At 61.1% G+C, this 22,018-nt stretch carries 16 protein-coding genes and 1 pseudogene; 10 read left to right on the forward strand and 7 right to left on the reverse strand.

The window, feature by feature from the left end:
• Positions 1–1,438: glycoside hydrolase family 15 protein (locus AYJ54_RS08625; RefSeq protein ID WP_245328940.1), on the forward strand; the 1,438-nt coding region annotated here is incomplete at its 5' end.
• 583 nt (positions 1,439–2,021) lie between these two features.
• Here AYJ54_RS08625 and AYJ54_RS08635 read toward each other — a convergent pair.
• Positions 2,022–2,891, reverse strand: coding sequence for a class II fructose-bisphosphate aldolase (locus tag AYJ54_RS08635; protein WP_063698333.1), 870 nt, complete (start codon positions 2,889–2,891; stop codon positions 2,022–2,024).
• A gap of 75 nt (positions 2,892–2,966) precedes the next feature.
• Entirely contained in the window at positions 2,967–5,630 is a 2,664-nt protein-coding gene (hpnN, locus tag AYJ54_RS08640; protein WP_063698334.1) for a hopanoid transporter HpnN, read from the reverse strand.
• A 1,875-nt stretch (positions 5,631–7,505) separates the two neighbouring features.
• Between hpnN and AYJ54_RS08645 the strand changes: the two genes are divergently transcribed.
• Positions 7,506–8,282, forward strand: a complete 777-nt coding sequence (locus tag AYJ54_RS08645; RefSeq protein ID WP_063698336.1) for a nucleotidyltransferase family protein — start codon at positions 7,506–7,508, stop codon at positions 8,280–8,282.
• A gap of 4 nt (positions 8,283–8,286) precedes the next feature.
• On the forward strand, positions 8,287–9,009 hold the full coding sequence (locus AYJ54_RS08650; RefSeq protein ID WP_063698338.1) for a metallophosphoesterase family protein: 723 nt from the start codon (positions 8,287–8,289) through the stop codon (positions 9,007–9,009).
• A 438-nt stretch (positions 9,010–9,447) separates the two neighbouring features.
• On the opposite strand, the gene AYJ54_RS08655 is transcribed toward AYJ54_RS08650, so the two are convergent.
• Entirely contained in the window at positions 9,448–9,660 is a 213-nt protein-coding gene (locus tag AYJ54_RS08655; protein ID WP_063698340.1) for a hypothetical protein, read from the reverse strand.
• Between the two features lie 18 nt (positions 9,661–9,678).
• On the opposite strand from AYJ54_RS08655, the gene AYJ54_RS08660 reads away from it, so the two are divergent.
• The 4 genes and pseudogenes from AYJ54_RS08660 to AYJ54_RS46930 form a co-directional block, all read left to right on the forward strand.
• Positions 9,679–10,113, forward strand: coding sequence for a CBS domain-containing protein (locus AYJ54_RS08660; RefSeq protein ID WP_063698342.1), 435 nt, complete (start codon positions 9,679–9,681; stop codon positions 10,111–10,113).
• A 1,075-nt stretch (positions 10,114–11,188) separates the two neighbouring features.
• A complete protein-coding gene (locus AYJ54_RS49095) occupies positions 11,189–11,386 on the forward strand; it encodes a hypothetical protein (RefSeq protein WP_136623552.1) in 198 nt (65 codons plus the stop codon).
• A gap of 164 nt (positions 11,387–11,550) precedes the next feature.
• Positions 11,551–11,754, forward strand: a complete 204-nt coding sequence (locus tag AYJ54_RS49100) for a hypothetical protein (protein ID WP_136623553.1) — start codon at positions 11,551–11,553, stop codon at positions 11,752–11,754.
• A 414-nt stretch (positions 11,755–12,168) separates the two neighbouring features.
• Positions 12,169–12,496: pseudogene (locus AYJ54_RS46930) on the forward strand (non-homologous end joining protein Ku); the annotation flags it as partial.
• Between the two features lie 7 nt (positions 12,497–12,503).
• Here the strand turns inward: AYJ54_RS46930 and AYJ54_RS08675 are convergent.
• Entirely contained in the window at positions 12,504–12,770 is a 267-nt protein-coding gene (locus tag AYJ54_RS08675; RefSeq protein ID WP_063698348.1) for a hypothetical protein, read from the reverse strand.
• A 367-nt stretch (positions 12,771–13,137) separates the two neighbouring features.
• Here AYJ54_RS08675 and AYJ54_RS08680 point away from each other — a divergent pair, with 367 nt between their 5' ends.
• Positions 13,138–14,421, forward strand: coding sequence for a S41 family peptidase (locus tag AYJ54_RS08680; protein ID WP_161491827.1), 1,284 nt, complete (start codon positions 13,138–13,140; stop codon positions 14,419–14,421).
• Between the two features lie 126 nt (positions 14,422–14,547).
• Here AYJ54_RS08680 and AYJ54_RS08685 read toward each other — a convergent pair whose 3' ends face one another.
• The 3 genes from AYJ54_RS08685 to AYJ54_RS08695 form a co-directional block, all read right to left on the reverse strand.
• A complete protein-coding gene (locus AYJ54_RS08685; RefSeq protein ID WP_201724150.1) occupies positions 14,548–16,329 on the reverse strand; it encodes a Rieske (2Fe-2S) protein in 1,782 nt (593 codons plus the stop codon).
• Between the two features lie 89 nt (positions 16,330–16,418).
• The gene (locus tag AYJ54_RS08690; RefSeq protein WP_161491828.1) at positions 16,419–17,741 is read right to left on the reverse strand and encodes an acetamidase/formamidase family protein; all 1,323 of its coding nucleotides are present in this window, start codon (positions 17,739–17,741) and stop codon (positions 16,419–16,421) included.
• A gap of 167 nt (positions 17,742–17,908) precedes the next feature.
• Positions 17,909–18,661 carry a cupin domain-containing protein gene (locus AYJ54_RS08695; RefSeq protein ID WP_063698356.1) on the reverse strand — a complete coding sequence of 251 codons (753 nt, stop codon included), beginning with the start codon at positions 18,659–18,661 and terminating at the stop codon, positions 17,909–17,911.
• A gap of 782 nt (positions 18,662–19,443) precedes the next feature.
• Here AYJ54_RS08695 and AYJ54_RS08700 point away from each other — a divergent pair.
• Together AYJ54_RS08700 and AYJ54_RS51210 are read left to right on the forward strand one after the other, a co-directional pair.
• On the forward strand, positions 19,444–21,096 hold the full coding sequence (locus AYJ54_RS08700) for an amidase (protein WP_082905552.1): 1,653 nt from the start codon (positions 19,444–19,446) through the stop codon (positions 21,094–21,096).
• A gap of 584 nt (positions 21,097–21,680) precedes the next feature.
• Positions 21,681–22,018 (forward strand): protein-L-isoaspartate O-methyltransferase family protein (locus AYJ54_RS51210; protein ID WP_430641419.1); only part of this gene is annotated, 338 nt, incomplete at its 3' end.

Here is a 22,018-nt window from a genome sequence, read left to right on the forward strand (position 1 = left end):
CTACGGCTCGGCTGTGCCCTGGGTCTCTCAGCTACCCGACAAGGAAGGGATCGCCGCCATTGCTGGTCCGAACCTCGTCGCGCTGCGAACACCCGTCCAGTTGAAAGGAGAAGACCTTTCGACCACCGCCGATTTCACGATTTCCAGCGGCGAAAGGATACCGTTTGTCCTCACCTACGGTCCATCGCACCGGCCGCCACCCGCTGCCATCGATGCTGATCTTGTGCTCAACGACACCGAAGCCTTCTGGCGGGAGTGGTCTACACGTTGCACTTACCATGGACATCGCCGCGAAGCAGTGATGCGCTCTCTATTGACGCTCAAGGCGCTAACTTTTGCCGAGACGGGCGGAATTGTCGCCGCCCCAACGACCTCGTTGCCGGAGGAAATTGGCGCCTCGCGCAACTGGGACTATCGCTATTGTTGGGTGCGCGATGCAACGCTCACGCTCATTGCCCTGATGGGCGCAGGTTACTACGAGGAAGCCTTAGCCTGGCGCCACTGGTTGCAGCGGACGGTGGCGGGCAGTCCTGATGATCTTCAAATCATGTACGGCTTAAGCGGCGAACGTCGGCTGAATGAGTGGGAGGTGGCTTGGCTTCCGGGGTATCGAGGATCGTTGCCCGTCCGGATTGGCAACGCGGCATCGGACCAGCTGCAACTTGATGTCTGGGGGGAAATAGCAGACGCGCTGCATTTCGCTCGAAAAAGCGGCCTTGCTCCATTCGTCGCGGGACGGTCGTTGCTAAGCGTCTCACTCAACCACCTGGAAAAAATATGGAAAGAGCCTGACGACGGTATTTGGGAAGTGCGGGGTAGAAGGCGACATTTTACTCACTCGAAGGTCATGGCGTGGGTCGCGTTCGATCGCGGCATCAAGGACGCGGAGAAATATGGTTATGAGGCGCCGATTGATCGGTGGCGCTCAATCCGCGATGAGATCCACCGCACCGTATGTGCGAGGGCGTATAACACTGCACGACAGGCCTTCACACAAAGCTTCGAGAGTTCTGAATTGGATGCCAGCCTGCTTCTGATGCCGGCTGTGGGATTTTTGCCAATTGATGATCCTCGCATTGCTCGAACAGTGGCCGCGATTGAGAGTGAACTGGTGTCGGACGGGTTGGTGTTGCGCTACCGAACAGAGAGCGGCGTGGATGGGCTCCCCGCTGGTGAAGGAGTTTTTCTCCCGTGCAGTTTCTGGCTCGCCGACGTCTACCAAATGCAAGGTCGGATCTCAGAAGCAAACGCCCTGCTTGAGCGTCTGCTCGCTCTGCGTAACGATCTCGGCCTTCTCAGCGAAGAATACGACACCAGAGCCGGGACGCAGGTTGGCAACTTCCCTCAGGCGTTTTCTCACCTCGCGATGGTTCACACGACTCTGAGCCTGCATCGCGACGAGCCTTTGCGGAATACACTTGAAAGGGATCGAGTATGATCGACATCAGACGTTGCGGGGATCGCTCGATGTCGGGCGCCAAGAGTTATCTCAGATAGCCTTGTCAAGATCCAAGGCACTATGCTTCGTTCTTGCCTAGCGATTTTGCCGAGCCTGCCGGTGCAGGTATCGCCCAAGCCTAGCGACCGCATCGCTCGACAAATTTCTGGCGACATCCTCTGAGTGGGAAATCTCATCCCCACTCGTCGAAGCTGGTCGCCGGGACGTCCAGTCCCTTGCGACGATCTCGGTCCCGACAAGACCTTCAGGCATTCGCAAAGTTCGGCGCCACCCGCCGCTTATTCGTCAGCCGCTTCACTATCCCACAATCCGTTGCCTCGGCTCGATCCAAATCAGCCGGCTCGCCCGCGGCACTCAAATCCCCATAGCGCCTGCGGCCGTACGTTCCCTTAAGCGCGGTTTCCTCCTTTGGAGGCTTTCGGACGCCGGCCGTCGAACACGCGGCGCCGTCCCTCAAGCGGCTGGCATCCGAAACCCTGCACATTTCCGGACGGCCGAGCGGCAATGATTACCGCGCCTCGGATACGAGCGCTGATTTTGCCGAGAGGGCGAGCTTTACAAGTTACTTTTCACCATTGAATAGATTCAAGCGTGAGGAAGCTGCCTTCTTCACCGATTCCACTGCAAACGGCAGGATCTTGTAAGGGACGACTTCGTCGGGCCGTTTGGCCAAACCTTCCTCCAAGCCGCGTCTCCAGGCAACCCGCAGCTCAGTATTGATATGGATGATATTGATCCCAGCGGCGATTGCCTTCCGCAAATCTTCGTCGTCGGTTCCCGATCCGCCGTGCAACGTAAGCGGCACTTGGGCCGCATTCTTGATCTCAGCGATTCTCTGGATATCCAACCGCTTCCGTGTTTGCCCATGCACCATGCTCTTTAGCATCCCGTGCATGTTGCCCACGGCCGGAGCTAGGATGTCGATCCCCGTAGACTCAACAAACTGCTTCGCTTCTGCAGGAGAAGTCAAACCCCTCGACAAGTCGGGAGCCTCTTCATGTATTTCAGAACCTGTTCCAATGTCGCCGATCTCTCCCTCCACAAGAATGGCGGGATTGATTGTTTTGAGGGTTTCAACCGCTTCTTTGGTTTGGCGTACGTTTTGCTCGAATGGCAGCGCGGAAAGATCGAAGACGATCGCATCAAAGCCGGCCTCGGCCGCTTCTACGGCCTTCGCCAGGGAATGGGTGTGATCCGCGTTAAGAAAGATCGGGCAGTCCCATTCCTCCCGTAGACTCCGCACCAGTACCGCAAGTTGCCGGACTCCGATAAACTCCCGTTCGCCCTCGGATGCACCGACCACCACGGGGACCTTCAGTTCTCGCCCGGATGCCAACACCGCCTTCAGCAGAACCCAGTCCGCAACGTTGAAATGGCCGATTGCCACTCGGTTCTTCTGACTCTGCTCCAAAACATCTCGTAAGCTATACATGAGGTGTCTCCTCGTAACTCTTGCGGTGCGCTACGACATTTGCACCAACGCCGGGACATTGCACCCTGAGCTTTGTTAAAGGTATTCGCGCATAGCGCGGATGCTCGATTCCGCAGGGAGCGGAAGCTCGCCTGGCTGCGGCAGGTTGACCTCGCGCTGGCGCGGGCGCCCCATCAATACCGGTTGAAAGAGCACGGCGGCGGCCATCGTGCATACCAGCGACAAGGCCATCAGCTTGCCCATGCTCGACATCCCCGGATAGCTCGACATCCACATGCTTCCGAATGCGATTGCGTTGGTCATTGCGCTGGAGACAATTGCTCTCGTCAGCGACGATTGCAGAAGTCCGGTCTTGCCGGCGCGCCAGGCCAAAATGTAATAGATCTTGAACGCCACGCCGACGCCCAGCAGGAGCGGAACGGCGATGATGTTGGCGAAATTCAGCACCAGGCCTATCGCAGCGCTGATCTCCAGTGTGACTGCGCCGGCAAGCAACAACGGAACAAGCGTCAGCAGCACGTCACCAATGCGCCGCAACGCGAGGACGAGCAGCACTGTGATAGAGGCCAGCGCCAGAAGGGTTGCCTTGATGAAAGCGCCCGTAATCAAATTTCCGGACTCGAAGTAACTGATCGCAGGCCCGGTAGCCGCCGGATAGGAAGCCAATACCGACCTTGCGAATTTGCGCAGGACCTTCGTGTCGCTGAGGTCGCCCTTGGGCAGGAGCTGAACACGCGCACGGCCATCGGGAGCCAGCCAGTCCCGAACCAGATCGGCCGGAAGTGACTTGAGAGTGATTTCCTTTGCATCCAACATCTTCCCGAGCAAGGAAAGGTCATGGACCAGGGGGGAATCGAAAACCGCTTCCGCCCTTTTGCGCGTTGCCGCGTCCCGCTGCGCAAGATCAGTCAGCAATTGCGAAACATGTCGGGCCAGGTCGTCGTTCGGCCCTGTGGCCTTGTCGGAGATCGTCAGCAGGGTCGCAGCCGTCGCACGAAGCGCGGCGACAGTATCCTGATCGGTCGGGGGCGGTTCCTGTCGTGCCGGATTGAGCGCTGCATTCAAGTCTTTGGAGACCGCCGCGATCGTTGCGAGTTTCTGGGGCTGCTCCACCGGAATAAAGCTGCTCAGCGTCAGCGTGCGGGAGACTTCCGGGATCGAAGCCAGGTCTTTGGCGAGATCGTTGGCCTGACCGAGCGATGGAGCGAGAATCTCGGCGTCGTTGCCGCCGGTCTGCGGGCTGTGCTGCAGTTCGCGGTAGGTGACGACCGACGGGGCGTTCGGATTCTGCAGGTCGATCGGATTGAAATCGAACTGCAGCAGCAGCAACAGGGGTGTAGCGACCAAAACGATGCCAATGGTCCCTGCGATGATCCCGACACGGTGTCGTTGCAAATAGTCGTCCAGCGACGCAAGACGGCGAAAGCCGATGGGTGCGGACTCACCTGGAGGATTCAGTATCGCCAACATCGAAGGCACCAGCGTGATACTGCACAGAAAGGCGATGAGCATTCCGCACCCGGCGATCAGCCCGAGTTCCGAAAGACCATTGTAGTCGGTCGGGATAAAGGAAAAGAATCCGACCGCAGTCGCGCTCGCTGCGAGGGCCAGGGGGCCGGCCACCTTTCGCGCAGCGCCTAGCAGCGCTCCGTGCAAATGATCGTCCTTGTAACGCTCCGAGCGATAACGCACGCTGAACTGAATGCCGAAATCAACCCCGAGCCCGACGAACAGCACAAAGAACGCGATCGAAATCAGATTGAACGCGCCGACCACCATCAGGCCGAACGCGGCGGTGATTGCAAGGCCGACCGCCAGGCTGAAGAACACCGAAGCGATGATCTTCCAAGAGCGAAGTGCGAACCAAAGAACGATCAGTGTCCCGAAGACGGCTGTCAATGTATCGCGAACCGCACTTTGCCTGATGACCGAGAACTGGTCATCGTTGAGCGCGACTTCGCCGGTCAAGCCAACCTTTGCATGGTACCTCCCCGCAAGGTCCAGCTCGCTGGCGGCCTGTTGAATGCCGGAACTCGCTTTGGCGCCCGGTTGCAAGGCACTGAAATCCAGGACCGGGTCAACCTCGATAAAGCGCCGCAGGTCGCTCGCGCTGGTCTTGTGTCTCTGCAAGAGCTCTTGCCAGGAGAAGCTCGCGGGCTTGCCGCCAAGGATGTCGCTCAGCGCGGTATCGACCAGTGACAGAGGCCACGCCAATTGATCGAGTTTCAGCTCCCCTCCCTGAACCCCGTGCGCACCAAAGGACAGTGCTCCGGCGGCTCCGCGAAGGGTCGGATCGCCAGCCAGTTTGGAGAGCAACGGTTGCGCCTGCTTCAACCCGCCAATTGATTTTTCGACATCAGCAATGGACTCGAACAGAAAGCCATTCCGTTCGAAGAATTCACCATTGGTTTGCGCGACCGAGCGGAACAGGTCCGGCCGCTTGGAGATTTGTTGCACCAACGCTTCTGCCGCCAGCGTAGCATTTTCTGGCGTGGTGGCACTCACCACAACCAAAATGCCTTTTTGCGGAAATGTTTCATTGAAAGCAAGTTGACGTCGATGCCAAGGGAGATCGCGGGATATGAGTGCGTCGACGTTGGTGGTAATCGAAAAGCGTGCTACGTCGTAGGTGGCGGCGACAATCAGCAAGAGGGTGCCGACCGCGGCAACCAGCCGGCAACGCCGGACGCAAAAATCGACCAGTCGAACAGTCAGCGTTGTCCGCAAAATGAGATTCATCAATCGCTCGGACGTCACGGACAAGGAGCTCCTGGCTTCAAACTTTGAGGAACCTGTTGCGTGCACGAGGCGACATCTCGGCGCCGCTGACCGCATTATCTGCGCCGGCAGTTGGGAATCTCCAACTGCAACTATTTCACCACCTACATGAGCATCCTGCACATTGGAGCGAGCTGGTAAGCTTTGCGGTCGACCTGCGTCCAGGGAAAAGCACGACGGATCAGGCGGCTCCCTGAAATAGCCCCGTCGCCGCGGTGTCGACTGGCCGGGATACATCAAGAGCGAAGGGCTTGCGGCGCAGCCTGATCGCGTTCCGCCAGCGCTCGCGAAACTCAGTGCCGAGGGAGGCGAAAAGGCCGATATTTGTCGGTCGCGCGGTGGACGCCCTGGCGAATGCCTGGACCGTTCTCAACGCTATCGCATTCAAAACCGATCACTTTCGACCCTGTCCGGTACACCTTATGCGACCCGACCCTCAGGTCTGTGAGGACATCCTGGGAGTCATCAGCAGATTTGGCTCTCTCCAGGATGATTTTGCAACAATAGCCAAAAACCCGGGTTATTCGGAGATAATTTGTCAATGTCGTGCTGCTGACCCCTCTAAGATGGCGCGATATCTGAGCAGGATCAGTTCCCAACCGATACCCGATGGCCTCAAGGCTTGAGGAATTCCCCCGCCGTAACGCCGCTATCGCGTCCACGATCGCCTTTTCGTCGGCGGCCACCTCCAACGCAAGTTGATCACTGATTTCCGGATCAGCTCCAGGAAAGTATCGATTGCACGTTCGCATCACATCCAGGCCTTTTGGGTTAGGTCGCGTCGCCAGCGAACTGGTGTGCGAGCGTTGCGAGCCCCGCCTGCGCGATCTGCATGTCGTGGCCTGGGTATCGAAGCTCGCTCCGAGGCCACCAATAACCTGTCCCTGTTGTCCGTCCGCATCAGCAGAATCGGCCATCCGCCGTCGTCGACTATAGCGATCACGCCTGCGAGATGCGTTGGCTGGGTGTTCGGAAACAGTTCTGAGCGCTTTGTGGCTAGCCTTTGCAAAGCGTTGTCTGCAGGATCCTTCTGGCGTTTCGTTTCTGTCTTCTAAATTGCGGCGCAATCACGGGCTCAACAGTCCCCGCGATGGCAAGTCCACACTCTGGCCTGACCGCCTGACCGATTAATCTTTCGCCGGGGGGCGTGGTTGACCAATCCCGCTCAATGGCTCCCCGATCGAGCACTTCGGCGCGATCCGGCTTTTCGCTACTTTCTTTTGAGTTTTCCGGTCTCGATCTCGAAATCAGTAGCTTTGCGATAGGTGAAGCCCTCCTGAAAGAACAACATTGCGATCCCCCTTTGCCTGTCACTGAGTGCAAGAGACCAGCCGACTGTTATTATTATTTAAGGCCGCTGCCCGCTTTTGATTTAGATCGACGCATGTCGGGTTGGGGTCTTTAAGCTGACACGAAGGAGGGGGAGCCCGAAGAGCTTAGCTGCCTGTTTGCCCAGCCGAATTTGCAGGAATAGCGACCATCGCCGCGCCGGGCGAGGTACGAGGGACGAGCCACGTTGGCAGCCTTTCCAGAGCCGGCTGAAGTGAGACATCCCAGCGGGATGTAACAACGTCAAATCCGCTACCACATTCCGGCAGACCCCGCCCCGTGCGACGGGCGTCGCTAAGCCACACGCGCCACTGGACCGCGCACCAGGCCAGCCGGTGTTTGGCAACTGAATGTCCACATACCCCGCGGCCGGACCGCTGTGCGCGCTCAATATTTCTCTCCAGGCTAGTAGGGCGAGCCGGTATGACCCGGGGCGCGCGGAACTTTGCATGGTCTATTCGATTGTCAAACGGGCACCCTCATGGCCGAAGCTTCGATTCAACCTTCATGGCGAAGGAAATCAGACCCGTCACTGTCGATGCAGCCGCTGAGCCGACCGGGCCGTCGGTCCACGCCGAGGTATTTTACACCCAGGCCTTGCGCGAGCTCGCGAAGCTCGATCTTCCGTTTCTGTTGGCCGGAACGTATGCGCTCAGCGCCTATACCGGCGTGGTGCGCGCGACCAAAGATCTCGATATCGTGTGCAAGCCGACTGATTATCCCCGTGTTCTCAACCACTTCCGGGACCTCGGATACACCGTCGAAATCGAGGACGAGCGCTGGCTCGGCAAAGTCTTCCAGGACGAGGATTTCTTCGATGTGATCTTCGCGTTCTGGCATGGCATGGCTCCCGTGACCGACCAGTGGTTCGAATCCGCACCGCGCATCAAGGTGTTCGGCACGCCGATGCGCATCATTGCCCCGACGGAGTTGATCTGGTCCAAGGCCTTCGTCCAGCTGCGGCACCGTTACGACGGCGCGGATATCGCGCATCTCATTCTCAAGCAGCACGATCAGATCGACTGGCGGCGTCTGCTTGCCCACATGGAGTTGCATTGGGAGGTGCTTCTGGCACATCTACTCAACTTCCGCTGGGCCTATCCGAGCGAGCGCGATTGCGTGCCGCGTTGGCTGATGGACGAACTGGTTGCCCGCCTGAAGACACAGTTCGAGCTTCCTCCTTCGCGCGTGAAGATATGTCGGGGGCGCCTGTTTTCGCAGGTCGATTATGAGCCCGCCATTCAGGAATGGGGTTTTGTCGACGCAGCCGAAGATAGTGAGTAGCGCGATGTTCGAAAAACCCGACAACCTCACCTTCGCTGCCATTGGCGATCTCCACGTGAAAGAGGACCGCACGTTGTCCTTCCGGGAGCTCTTTGCCGAGCTCTCGACCAAGGCCCAGGTGCTCGTCCTTTGCGGCGACCTCACTGACCTCGGCAAGCCGTCCGAAGCGGAACTTCTGGCGGAGGATTTGCGCGCCTGCTCCATTCCCGTTGTCGGCGTGCTCGGAAATCACGACTACGAGTCAGGGCAGACTGAAGATGTAAAGCGCATCTTGAAGGGTGCCGGGATGCACCTGCTCAACGGGCAGTCGTACGAAATCGACGGCGTCGCCTTCGTCGGGGTGAAGGGCTTCATCGGTGGGTTTGGCCGCCGCATGCTTGCTTCGTTCGGCGAGGCCGTCGTCAAGAGCCTAGTCGCCGAAGCCGTCAACGAAGCGACGCGCCTCGAAAATGCCATGCGCGCCGTGGCGAGCAAGCAGGCTGTCGTTGTTCTTCACTATGCGCCGATTCTCGGTACGGTCGAGGGCGAGCCACTGGAGATTCTTCCGTTCCTCGGCTCGTCGCGCCTTGGCGAAACGATCGATCGATTTAAGGTGAGTGCGGTGGTGCACGGCCATGCCCATCAGGGCCGCTATGAGGGCCGCACGCCCGGAGGCGCGCGGGTCTACAACGTGGCCCGATCAATCGAGAAGCCCACCGGTCGACCCTATGCCTTGATCGAGGTCTGAACTGGGCATCCCGATTCAATTGGTGGGCCCTGCAGGACCAAGTCGCGGACAATGATGCGGAAGTGAATGTCAGCTGCGCAATCGATTGATACGCCGGACGGCATTAGTCTCGCTGATCCGATTGATTTGTTGGCCGGGCCGCAGGTCTAACGGCACCGATTATCAACTTGCAACCCGGGAATGGCGTGGCACTGAAAATGCCCCATGCCATCGGATCGTGTCCGTTCGTTGGACGTTGCTCGGCCGAGGAGCAGCAGTCCTCGAAAGAGGGGAATGCTCCTGCGCACGAAACCGACGGACCTGGAGGAGGGCATTGGTCGGGCCGCGCGGAACATCGCATTCAAGCAAACTTCTAGATCGGAAGGTTCCGCCGATCGCTGCGTTCCTGCTTGGCAAAGAAACATTCCCGTGGCTGCCGCCTTACCTGATTGGAGGAAGCTATGACCAGGTGGTTTCGGGCGAAGCTGGAGGCAGACGAAGCGGATCATCGGCCAGATCATCGGGGACCAGCAGCTTGTGCAGGAAGGCCTCGCGCAGCAGCGGGAAGCGGCCACGGAACCTTACGCGTTGCCGGAAGGGCAGCAGAATCGGCCGCAGGATGACTTGTCCGCCGCTCAGGAACACCAGGCGTCGCTGGCTGTTGGAGGCCAATCAGAGCGGAGGATTTCCATGAAAGTGTCTGATGTAATGACCTCGGACGTTCAGCTTTGCGGACCCGAAGACACCGTAGAAGAGGCAGCCGAAGCGATGGCGCAGCTTGACGTTGGGCTACTGCCGGTTGCGGAAGGTGATTACCTCGTGGGCATGATCACCGACCGGGACCTCGCTATCCGCGTGCTTGGAAAAGGGCGCGGCCCGGACACCCAGATCAAGGTAGTCATGACCCCCGACGTCAAATATTGCTTCGAGGACCAGGACCTGGATTCGGTTTGCTGGAACATGGGCGATATTCAAGTCAGGCGGCTGCCGGTGCTCAATCGGCAAAAGCGCTTGGTCGGCATCCTTTCCTTGGGCGATATCGCGCGAAGCCACGAACGCGACGCGACCGCAACCTCGTTGCAGCAAATTTCGCGGCCCGGCGGCCAGCACACGCAAGCTGCGTAGGCGCGGGACGCGCATAGGCAGTTCCCGAAAGCAGAAATTAGTTCTGAGTTGTAATCATGATGGCTCCGACGCAAAAACAGAAAATAAGATGGGGAAAACCAGTACGGGAGGAAGGGAATGGAAACTGTACGCCGCTTGCGCGCGATGGCATCGCTCTGCCGACAGACTGCCGCATATCATCCTGACAGAAGCTGGAGGCTACTCGCTGAGGCGGAGCACTGGGAGCACTTGGCCAATGAAGCGCTCCTTGAGCACTTCAAAGAATGCACGGCCAGCTCCAATAACCTGGTGCAACCACAACCGAGTGCCATCGCGAATGACGTGCGGTGGATGACGGTTGCCGCCGCGTGAAGGCCGCGCGAAGAATGCCCGATCGGGGGTAGCCAACCAGCATAAGCGAACACAGCCGAGCTACCGCGCTGCTGCGCACCATACGGCGATTGCAGAGCGAACGCTGCGCGCATTTACAGATAATCTCGAAGCCCTAGAACACACCGAGAGCTGATTGTTCAGACGATTCAGCAGATCGATTGCGGTCTCATTCGCGGAGACTAGGCGACCCATAGGCGATCGGAAGGTAGCCACGGGAGCAGAGCCGACAGTGCCAGTGCCCGACGGGGCCAGCGCCGACAGTGCCAGCGTCCCAACGGCCAGAGAAAGCGAGCATCAACCTCCGCGCCCCACGCGCCGCAAGCGCTTGCGCCCGCGAGGGGGCGCGGTTGGTGTCAAAGTTCATTCATCGGACGAGCACCCTTTCGCCGCGCGCCCACGCGGAGCTACAGTGCAGCCCGGCGAAGTGACCACTTTCGGTGATGGGAAAAGCCAAAGATGCCTCCTTTGACATCGCCGTTGACCGGGATCGCCTTGTTTGCGGCCTTTGCGAACGGTGCCCTAATGGTTTTTCGTCGCTCACTGTGCCGCTCGCACTCGTATTGCATCCTGTATCCTGCTGTCGTTGCGATCGAAGTCTTCGTGAACTGGGTGGCTAGCTGCGCTAAGTACCGATGGCACCATGCCTGCGCGGAACCCGCGGGTTTGACGGTGCGTTATAGCGTTGGCGTATAAGGGGCTTGTCATGGACAGCCACCGAACAGCGTTGGCTTTATTTGCCGTTGCTCTTGCCATCGCGATTGTGGTCGCGTCCGTCACGACGCTCGAGCGCGTCAACACGCGCCAGGCCGCGAACGACGCGCCGCCCGGCACGACCGGCCTCGCTCGGCCGCACCCGCCGCTTGATCGTGCACCGGGCGAGCCGATCCAGAAAGAGCGCTAACGCGTCGCGCGGCGTGCACAGCAAGGTAGCTGCGAACGCAGCGCGTTAGCGCCAAGATGATCTACGTTCGGATGAGACCGTAGAGCGCGCAAGCATTGCGCCTTACGACGAGAGGTGCGAAGTGAATGCCACCGCCACGCGCTCTTCCTGTAGGGGCACATGCCATGAGCGAAAGCATCTCATCGGTGTTGCTCGATGCGCACCGCGCAAGAAGGCAAGGTCTCAACGGCATCGCGCAGCGACAACGCGCTCGGCTTAGCGAGGCCATTGCCTTCGCTCGCGCCAACTCGCCCTATTATCGCGAACTCTATCAAGGTCTACCGGAGCGGGCTGAGAGTTCGTCCGTGCTGCCGGGGGCTAATAAGTAAGAGCTCATGCGTCATTTTGGCGACTGGGTCACCGACCGCGAGGTTGGTTTCGCGACCGTGCGAGGGTTCGTCGAGAACCCTGAGCTGATCGGGCAGCGCCTCCTTGGCAAGTATTCCGTGGCAACCACTTCGGGCAGCACCGGGACACCTGGAATATTTCTGTTGGACACATACACTTGGACGCTCACTCTCGCTTTTTCGCTGCGCATGATGATGGGCTGGCTTAGCGTCAGCGACATGTTTCGTCTCCTCGTCCGCGGCGGCCGTGCGGCGTCGGTCCTGGCGATGGGCGGCCATTACATCGGCGCAACCAGCTTTGCTGCAATCCGTACAAAGCGGTCGGCCCGACGACTACTGGCGCTTCCGGCGCAGGCGCCGTTGCGCAATCTGGTCGTCGAACTCAATCGGCATCGCGCGGAGCACATCGTCAACCAGAGTCCCGACGGTTCGAGCCGGACAAGTTCGAGGACCACTACGAAACCGCGCTGATCGACCTCATCAACCCAGAAGCGCGCGGGCAAGCCGATCACGCCGAAGGAGCGACCCGCTGCCGGCAATGTCGTCAACCTGATGGAGGCGCTGCGCCGGAGCGCCGGCCAGGAAGCCGCGCCGACAAAGGGCGCCGAGCTCGCCAAGAAGCCTCGCAAGGCGACGGCCGGCCAGAAAAACAATGCTGATGCCGATCGAGGGCAAGAAGCCAAAGGAAACGGCGACGAAGAAGCTGGCCGCCAGGCCGCAGAGGTGTCGGCCTAATCTTCCGACGGGCACTCCGGGCAGGTGCCGCCGACCGAGTCCAGCACGTCCTGACCTGCAGCGACCGCTTCGTCCGGAGACAGGTCCGACGGCGGATCCTCGCGACCGGCGGCGATGGCGCGCTCACGGGCATGCGGATCGGCTCGATCAATCACCCAGCCGTGTTTTTCGCATTCTCGGATGAAGTGGCATCGAGCAGGACGGAGATCGCCCAGCCCTGTAGGATTCTGCGTCGCCGCGCGTCTCTCCTTCATCATCAGCATCGAGGTCGCTCCTGCGCGAGACGAACCCCTTTCGGCCGTTCGTCGTTCCGGCTGCTAACACAGAGCAGGGATTCGGAATTGCCATGCCCGCGGTTTTTGCACGGGGGCCGCCGTCAGCGTGGCCCCTCTGTCATTCGTGAGCTAGTCTAATAAGACTGTACGCCGTCCGGCCTCTAATCTTTGGGGCTCGACAGGCGAAAAGTCCCGCGGGAAGTAGCCTCGTGGTGGCAGGATCGCTATTGTGGTCTGGCATGTCCTGACCTCAATGACCGTCTCCTTTCGCAACGGAGCACGAGCATTCGGTAACGAGCCGGCATCGCATGGCCGGCGAATGCGCCTGGCAGGCGCTCCACCGCGAGATCAGACGATGAAAGAGGCTGTCGATACATCGCCTTCGCGTCGCCAAGTATTGCGGCTGGCAGCCATGGTGACGGCATGGGCCGTGGCTACGAAGGCCCCAAAGGCCGAGGAGGCCAGCAAGGGAGAGGGCAGCAACGCCTACGTTCCCGCTGATGGCGTCGCGACCTTCGAGAGCGTTTGGCAGACCGTGCGTGATCGCTTTTACGATCCGCGCCACAACGGACTGGACTGGCCGGCGGTCCGGGAGAGATATCTTCCAGACGTGCAGCGGGCCACCTCCCAGGACTCTCTGGCGCGCGTCATCAATGCCATGCTGTCTGAGCTGCACGCTTCGCACACGCGTTTCTATACGCCGGACGAGCCGGAATATTATCAGCTTGCAGACATCTTTGCCGGCGCACTGCGACGGCGGGGACTGCAGAGTGCGTTTCCAGACGGCCGCATTTCGTACCCTGGCATAGGTATCATTTCAGGTCTCGAGGCGACGGGTCGCAACACGATCACCGGCGTGATCGATGGAACGCCGGCTCAGCAGGCGGGCCTTCGTGCCGGTGACGAAATAATCGCGGCTGATGGGACCGCATTTGAGCCGATCGGGTCCTTCCGTGGGAAGGTGGGCAAATCGGTCGTCTTGGAGGTCCATCGAGGCGCCTCTGTGCTGCAAGTCCCCGTCATGCCGATCGACCTCGAGCCCACGAAAATGTTCCTTCGTGGGTTGGAGTCCAGCGCGCGCATCATTGAATCCAGCGGACGACGCATCGGCTATGTCCATGTTTGGTGCTATGCTGGCTCCATCTACCAACGCGCTCTTGAATCCCTGCTGTCTCAAGGGGCGTTAAAAGACGCGGACGCGCTGATCTGGGATTTGCGGGATGGCTGGGGCGGCGCGCAACCCCAATATCTCGATCTGTTCAATGCCCGCGCGCCAACGATGCAGGTCACCGACCGAAGCGGTAGGAGCGAATTCGTCAATGTGAAGTGGCGCAAGCCCGTTGCAATGCTCATCAACGGGGCCACGCGCAGCGGCAAGGAGGTCCTTGCCTATGGCTTCAAAAAGTACCGGTTGGGCGAGCTCATAGGCACTCGGACAGAGGGCGCGGTCCTTGCTGCCACCGCATTCCTTATCGGAAGCGGCTTGCTGCTGCTCGCAGTCGAAGATGTCCGGGTCGATGGCGAGCGCCTGGAGGGCGTGGGCGTGACGCCGACGATCGAGGTCCCGGCAGGCGCGGCCTCCGCCGGGTCAGACGACCCTCAACTGCGCCGTGCCGTCGCGGCTCTGTCCGGGACCTGATCCGAGTGTCAGACTCATTTGCCAAGCAGAGGCAACGCGAAAATGGTCATTGGAAGCGCGTCTCGGTTCGCCGACGCAGGTTTTTGTCAGTTCAGGTCGCCCTGAGTGCGCCCTCAGCGCGTGATGTCAGGACGATCCAGCCTCGTCATGCAGCTCGCGACCCCGCATCAAGCGGCGGGCGATGTCGGCCGTCTGCAGTGACGCGCGTTCGGTCGGGAAATGGGCCGCCAGATAGCGGGCAACCGCGATGAGGATGTGCCGCCCCTCGTCCGTGTCGCCCCACGCGCCGAATTGCCGGACTCCCGCCTCCAGCATCTGATACGCATGGAAGCCTGCATCTTCGCGCAGCACCGCATGCGCGAGCGTGGCGATCAGCGCCTGCGGCGAATGGCCGAGCGTGAGATGCCGTGCCACCAGGCTTGCGGCGAGATCGACCTGTCTCTGCCGGTCGAAGGCGTCGAGCAATGCGGCGCCGATGGTCTCTGGATCCGCGGGCAGATCATCGAGCTGCTCGCCGCTGTCGCCGGGGACGCGCGCCGGCGGCACATTGAGATAGCGAGCAAGGTAGAGTGCCATCGCTCCGTGCAATATGCCGCGGACGGCTGTGACGTGAGTGTCGATGTTGGCAGTCCCGATGCGCGTCAGCATCTGGTGGACTGCGTTGGCGTAGGTGAAGACGTGATGCGCCGTCTCCCAGTCGGCGTGCTCGTTGGCATTGCCGAAGCGCGCAACCCTGAGCGCTGCCGCGTATGCGAGGGATTGGCCAAGGTCGGCTGGAGCGGCACCGGCGCGGATCGCCTCCTTGAGCGCGTCAACGATCCCAGCCGGATCGTCACCGAGCAGCTCTTGAGCAAACGCGGCGTGGCCCGACCAGTCACGCGAGCCGCGTCGGGCAGCGAACAGGTCCGCGACTTCGCTGGTTGATTCTTCACACAACGCAACAAGGTCAACGGGCTGGCGCCAGGCCGTCGATTCCTCGGCGCCACGGGCCGCTACCAGCTGACCAACGATAGTCGGCAGCAGAGCCGCCGCGTGTTGCCAGCCGATCAGATCGAGGCACTCGAACGCCTTGTTGATGAAGTCGAGCGAGTGTCCGGTGTCGGCGAAAGCCCGCTCGGTCTCGGCGGCGAACAGGGCATCAGCGAGTTCAGCCGTGGAGAAGCCGGCCGCAACCGCTGTGAGCAGGGTGCGCTCGGCCGCCTCCCGATGGCGCACGTTTGTCCACCGCCGCAGCCAGCGTTTGAGCATGGCCGGATCCGGCCGGCTTCCAAGCGGTGCGCGTTCCCGCCGCGGCGCCTCGCCGTCGCAGTCCGCCGCCACGCGGCGCGCGCCGTGAAAGAGAGCGAGATAGGCCCCCTCATCCGGCAGCAGAGGCAGGAGATTGGCGAGCGCCGTAAGGATCGTAAGACCGACGCCCCAGCCGTCGCGATTTTGCGCCCCGAACAACGCCACCTGCCGTACGATTTCGGCCTGCGGTACGGCGGCCGCGAGCTGACCATGGATGGCCTTGGCGATGACGAGGCCGAGGTCGTGGGCGAGGCCGTTCGCAAGCCGCTGATGACCATGCGCGGCGAGATCGGCCTGCGAGAATGTGGTCTTCACCCAGACGTCACCATTGTGCACCTCGACCGGGCAGATCGGCACGTCGTCCGCCCAGAGGTCGAAGGTGCAGCCGCTTTCGAGATCGAAGCGAGCGTGGTGCCAGTGACAGGTCAAGATGCCGTCCTCGACGCTGCCGCGCTCGAGCGGGAAGCCCATGTGCGGGCACCGATTGTCGAGAGCGAAGACGCGCCCGCGGTCGTAGATGACGAGGATCGGACGATGGCCACCGCGTACAACGAGCCGCCCCTTGAGCCTCAGCTCCTCAAGGCTGCCCGCCAGCACAAATTCCTCGCTCGGCGCGTCCATGAGCTTACCTCCCATTGCCGCTTTGGGGGCGCTGCAGGTACTCCATCACATAGGCATTCTCTCGCGCAAAGGCGAGAGCGCAGGCGAGCTCATACCACTGTCATCTCGCGCCTGAGATCGGAAGCGAAGATGGCCTTCGGGATCAGGGCGTGAACGCCGCGCACGATGTCCACCACCTGCGTCACGCGGAAGCTTGCGGCGATGCTGCACAGGGCGTAGGCGTCGAGCTCGCTGATCTTCGCCCGCGTCGCCAGAAACTTGATTGCATTGCGCGCCGCAAGCGTCATCGCCGCGTTCAGGTCCTTGTCGAGTCCCATGACGATCCAATGTGTGTCTGTTTCCGCCACCGGCCAAGCCAGGTTCTTCTGCTTGTGCAGGATGATCTGGATGCGCAGCTCTTTCAGCCGCGTCTCCAGCGCAGTGAGCGAAATCTCGCCGTCCCCCTGCACCGCGTGGCTATCGCCTGTGTAGATGAGAGCGCCCGGCTTCCACACCGGGATGTAGAGCGTCGAGCCTTCGGACAGGTCGCTGAGATCGAGATTGCCGGCGTGCGGGCCCGGCGGCACCGAGCTGGTCACGCCGGGGCTCAAGGGCGGGAAATAGCCGTCGGGCGGCGCAACGCCCAAGGTGCCCTGGAACGGCTTCAATGGGATGCTGATGTTGGGCATAAACTTGCCCGTCATGGCGCCAAGGTCGAGATCCACGTACTTGATCTGCCCATGCGCATAGTCGTGCGGAAGCAGACCCGTGCCGAGCGACCCCGGGTTGTTGAACACCGCGCCCCATTCGTAGGGGCGGATCGACTGGTACCGGACTTCCAGCACGTCGCCCGGTTCGGCGCCGGCCACAGCGATCGGTCCGATGATCGAATGTGGCCCCCGGCCGGGATTGCTCACGCGCAGCTGCGCCAGGGTGTCGACCGGCACTCCTGGCTGCATTTCATTCAGGAAGTGCGACCAAGTATCGGGGAAGCTGAGGGTGTCGCCCGACTCGATGGTAAGAATGGGCGGCAGGGTGGCGTCGAATACGCCGAGCCGAACCGTTTCCCGGGTCGAGGGAACCACGTGCACGCGACCGTCCGGCTGGGAACGGCGCATAGGCCCGGCGCCGGTTTCCTGCGCCTGCGCAAGGCTGGTGAACCAGGGCTCGACAGCAGCCAGCACCCCCAAAAAGCTGCTCGCTTGCACGAACTTCCGGCGCCAGCGGCCACGGGCCGACAAGTAGCCATCAAAAATTCCCTGATCGACGTGGTCCATATGGAGGAGGCGATCGGAGGCGCGACTGTCAAAGGCAGCGTCCTTGATGTCCTCGCGGATGATACCGGTTCCCTTCTCGTCGCCGCAGCCGAAGAGGTTGGCGCAGGCGTGATGGTGATCGGGAGCGTGTTGGTGTGCGTGCTCGAGTTCTGACATGATGACCCTCGCAATAGAGCCCCCTTGCGACATCGATCGTTTCGTGCTCGCCATGACGAAGTTATCGTCTTCGTCTCCCTGACCGACCCTCCGAGCAGAGTCGAACGTTTCTCGGAGATTCTGGAATCGAATGGTCCTCCTGATGCCGCGGGCCGCGCGCCGTCGGCTTATTGCTTCTCCGCCGGCGCCACCGAAAGCACGGCTGCCACACCTTCCGGATTGATGTTGAAGGCCAAGAAGACCAACGGCTCGTTGCCCGGGTTTCCCCATTGGTGGACGAGGGTGTGCGGCTCATAGATCAAGGAACCCGGTCCCCTGGTTTCAGTCTTACCGTCGACCGTGTTCGCCCCGGTGCCCGAAATGATGAAATAGAGAGCCGCGCCCGACCGATGGTGTGGTGGGTTGGACGGCATCTGTGCCGGAAATGTTACGCGGGTGAGATTGAGCTCATAGATGCCCGGCTTCAGGTCGGGAATGGGCTGCACCGTACGATACAGTTCTTTTACAGGGGCAGGTGGCGTCTCGGCAGGTCGACCCAAGTCGGCCGCGGAGACAAGAAAGAAGTGGAGGAAAGTCGACGGGGCTCCGGTGCCCGCTGTGAGTGCCGCTGTCTTTCCGTTGGCGACAAATCGCCCCTCTCCGGTGTTGAGCATTTTGGTCTCGCCATCGAGAAACACCTCGGTCGATCCCGACATCTGGTAAAGGATGCCGTCGGCCTCTGACACGCTGCTCTTCTCGCCTGGCTGCAGGATGACACTGACGGCTTTGAAATGGAGCGGCGCGTCCACTACAATCGGCAGTGTGGTTGCAGCGATAACGGTCCGGGTAATTGCCGATGGGGTGGGCGTCGTTTGTGCTGCTCCGGGAGCGGGCAGTGCCATTGCGCCGAGCAGCAGGAGTGCTCTCGTCATGGACAGCATGACGGCCTCCCAGTTCAAGGGATCATCGAACCAGCATACGCTCTTCCGGCGCCTCTTGGAATGGCCGGCGGCCTTGAGCTGCTGTTGGCCGGATCAATGCGCATATTCGGGATCGCGTCGCCCTTCGGCCGAAGTTGCGGGCTTGGCTATCAGCTTAGCCCTCGATGCCAGACGACAAACCGTAGGCGATGAACTTGGCTGCTCCATTCGCGTCGATTTAGCCGCGCCCCGACCATTTCCGGTCAGCCCCTGAGAGCCGACGCGCGGACATGGGTCGGTTCGTCGCGTTCGGGTCAACTGCGTCTATTGGACCGTATGTCAATCACGTCCGGCCTATCCGCAGCAGCCGACACTGGTTCAAGGGCAGGGTACGCCGCGTATGGGCCAGGAAAAGACATCGCACGCGTGGTTTGGCTATGCGTGTGTCGCACGGTCAAGGTTCTCCGCGACGTGCTAACGAGCGCAGACCGTGACAAACGCAAGCTCTTGAAGATCGCAGGTGGCTGCACGATAATCCGCCTGCTGGATGGCGTGTCGTTCCGCAGTCCGTGCGAGGATGCCGGAGGCATCCTGTAGCCGGTCTTGATTACCGAAGCGATCCGCTCGGCCAGACCTCACGTCCCGACCTCATGCGCCTGCGCTCTGTCCAGAAAGGTCTCATCGGGATGTTGGAGCTTGATGCGCCGGCCACAGGGCCCAGCCACTGACACGACCGCCCCCAGACACTTTAGGGCGAGCGGGTGGATCGAGAAGTCAACCTATTGAGCGAGGGAGGATATGCCATGCGAGCATCGCCAAACTATTCGCGTCGTCGCTTCCTTCATGCCGGCACGGCCGGGGTTGCGGCAACCGTCGTCGCCGCGGCAACGCCCGTTCGTGCGGCCACCGAGGCGGGCGTGCAAGCGCCGCCGCCGACGGCGACGGCGCCGCGGATTCTGCGCAAGCCACCGCTGCCTGAATTGGCGCGCATTGCCAAATCCTACAACTTGGATCTCAGCCGGGACGATCTGACGTCGTTCCGCAACCTCATGGACGGTGTGCTCGCGTCGTACCGTCGCCTGGACCAGTTTGCGGAGCCGACGTTGGCGGTAAAGTACCCGCGGGAGGCGGGCTTCCGTCCACGCGCCTCGGACAATCGGCTGAACGCTTGGTACTGGAGGTGCTCGATCAAAGGCGCTAGCTCGGGGCCTCTCGCGGGCAAGAAAATCGCCATCAAAGACAACGTGTGCGTCGCCGGCATCCCAATGATGAACGGTTCCAATGTGCTAGAGGGCTACGTCCCCGACGTGGACGCGACCATTGTGACCCGCATCCTCGATGCCGGTGGGGAGATCGTCGGCAAGTCCGTGTGTGAGCATCTTTGCTTCTCGGGCGGCAGTCATACCTCCGACACTGGGCCAGTGCTCAATCCGCACGATCCGAAGCGTTCTGCCGGGGGCTCCTCCAGCGGCAGCGCCGCGCTCGTCGTCGCGGGCGAGTGCGACATGGCCATCGGGGGCGACCAGGGAGGTTCGATCAGAATTCCAAGCTCTTTCTGTGGTGCGGTTGGCCACAAGCCAACCTATGGGCTCGTGCCATACACAGGTGTCTTCCCGATTGAATTGACACTCGATCATACCGGGCCCATTGCCCGTACCGCCCGCGATGCCGCCCAGCTTCTCGAGGTGCTCGCCGGGGCCGACGGCTTCGACCCGCGCCAATCGGGTGGGCTGCGTACGGAAGCGTATGCCAAGCAGCTCACCGGACACGCCCGCGGCCTGAAGATCGGGATCGTCAAGGAGGGGTTTGGCTGGCCTAATTCCGAGCCCGATGTCGACGCCATGGTACGCGAGACGGCGCAGCGCCTGACGGGAGCGGGGGCAACTGTGAGCGAGATATCGATCCCCCTTCACCGCGACGGCATCCATATCTGGAACGCGATCGCCGTCGAGGGCGCCACGATGCTGATGGTCGCCGGCAACAGCATGGGAACCAACTGGAAAGGGCACTATACGACTTCGCTCCTCGACTTCTACGGCCGGAGCCGGCGGGTGCGCGCCAACGATCTTTCGGAGACCGTCAAGCTCGTCGTCCTGCTCGGCCAGTACATGCAGGACAATTACCAGGGCCGCTACTACGCCAAGGCTCAAAACCTCGCGCGCGTGCTGCGCGCCGCCTATGATGAAGCGCTCAACGGCGTCGACCTTCTGCTTATGCCGACGTTACCCTTGAAGGCCACGCTGCTCCCAGCCCCGGACGCGAGCCGCGAGGACTACGTTGCGCGGGCACTCGAAATGATTTCCAACACTTGCCCGTTCGACGTCACTGGCCATCCTGCCACCACGGTTCCGGCAGGCATGTCGGCAGGGCTCCCTGTCGGCGTGATGCTGATCGGACGCCACTGGGAGGACGGCACGGTGTTGCGTGCCGCTGACGCCTTCCAGGTCGTCGGCTAGACGGCGGTAGCGAATTGCCGGCTAACAGCAACGCCGGCGTCCAAGGTTCGGAAAGAGGCCCGCGAGCTATCTGATGCGAGCCTCTGGCGCCAAGCCTGCGCTAGGGCCCAACGCGTCTGGTCGTCCGGACCAGATTCGACGGGCGACTCCGTGACCTTGGCCGGTTCAACTTGGCGACAGCAAGCCGCGTGGCTCTGAGGTTCTCGCACTATATCAGTGACATTACGCCGAGCGGCCATGCCGTGGATCGTGTTACTTTCGGCAGAAGAAGTCGGGCGGACCTGTCGAGCTAACTGAGCAACGCGACAGCAGTCGACGACACTCTCAGAGCACCATGGAACCCCCGCGAGCATCTCTTCGCTTCAAGGGAAGCCGGCGAGATTGTACAATCTTTCTCGCCGTATGAAGGCGCCTCGTTGTCCTCAATGGGCCTGCAACGACTAAGGCGTCATGGAAGTCGGAGTTCCGCTTGAGGAACCTCGTTCGCGCTGCCCGCGGGAGTGATCGTGACGGGTGGCCAGTTATTGCAAGAGCAGGGCTCGGCGTGCGGCGGGTGAACCGCCTTATGCCCTTGAAAGTTGCCAATGCGAGCGGAAGACGTTGAGGCTTTGCGTAAAGACATGCTCGCGGTCATCGCCGCCAGCGCCTTTGCACTGCGCGACACGATCGGCAAGAGCGCCTTTGACGAACGCGTCATGACCGCCCTGGGCAAGGTGCCGCGGCATGAGTTTGTGCCAATCGAATTTCAGCCCTACGCGTATGCCAATATTCCGCTTCCAATCGGCTTCGAAAAGACGATCTCGCAGCCATTTATCGTCGCCTTAATGACCGATCTGCTCGACGTCAAGGCCGACGACAGCGTTCTCGAAATCGGTACCGGTCTTGGCTATCAGGCCGCTGTCCTCGCGCAGTTGGCCCGCAA

This window comes from Bradyrhizobium centrolobii, from assembly GCF_001641635.1.
Lineage (GTDB): Bacteria > Pseudomonadota > Alphaproteobacteria > Rhizobiales > Xanthobacteraceae > Bradyrhizobium > Bradyrhizobium centrolobii.

Coding starts and splice junctions, on each gene's coding strand:
- AYJ54_RS08635 (WP_063698333.1), bottom strand. CDS start 2,891: ATGTATAGCTTACGAGATGTTTTGGAGCAGAGTCAGAAGAACCGAGTG.
- hpnN (WP_063698334.1), bottom strand. CDS start 5,630: ATGAATCTCATTTTGCGGACAACGCTGACTGTTCGACTGGTCGATTTT.
- AYJ54_RS08645 (WP_063698336.1), top strand. CDS start 7,506: ATGGCGAAGGAAATCAGACCCGTCACTGTCGATGCAGCCGCTGAGCCG.
- AYJ54_RS08650 (WP_063698338.1), top strand. CDS start 8,287: ATGTTCGAAAAACCCGACAACCTCACCTTCGCTGCCATTGGCGATCTC.
- AYJ54_RS08660 (WP_063698342.1), top strand. CDS start 9,679: ATGAAAGTGTCTGATGTAATGACCTCGGACGTTCAGCTTTGCGGACCC.
- AYJ54_RS49095 (WP_136623552.1), top strand. CDS start 11,189: ATGGACAGCCACCGAACAGCGTTGGCTTTATTTGCCGTTGCTCTTGCC.
- AYJ54_RS49100 (WP_136623553.1), top strand. CDS start 11,551: ATGAGCGAAAGCATCTCATCGGTGTTGCTCGATGCGCACCGCGCAAGA.
- AYJ54_RS08675 (WP_063698348.1), bottom strand. CDS start 12,770: ATGCTGATGATGAAGGAGAGACGCGCGGCGACGCAGAATCCTACAGGG.
- AYJ54_RS08680 (WP_161491827.1), top strand. CDS start 13,138: ATGAAAGAGGCTGTCGATACATCGCCTTCGCGTCGCCAAGTATTGCGG.
- AYJ54_RS08685 (WP_201724150.1), bottom strand. CDS start 16,329: ATGGACGCGCCGAGCGAGGAATTTGTGCTGGCGGGCAGCCTTGAGGAG.
- AYJ54_RS08690 (WP_161491828.1), bottom strand. CDS start 17,741: ATGTCAGAACTCGAGCACGCACACCAACACGCTCCCGATCACCATCAC.
- AYJ54_RS08695 (WP_063698356.1), bottom strand. CDS start 18,661: ATGCTGTCCATGACGAGAGCACTCCTGCTGCTCGGCGCAATGGCACTG.
- AYJ54_RS08700 (WP_082905552.1), top strand. CDS start 19,444: ATGCGAGCATCGCCAAACTATTCGCGTCGTCGCTTCCTTCATGCCGGC.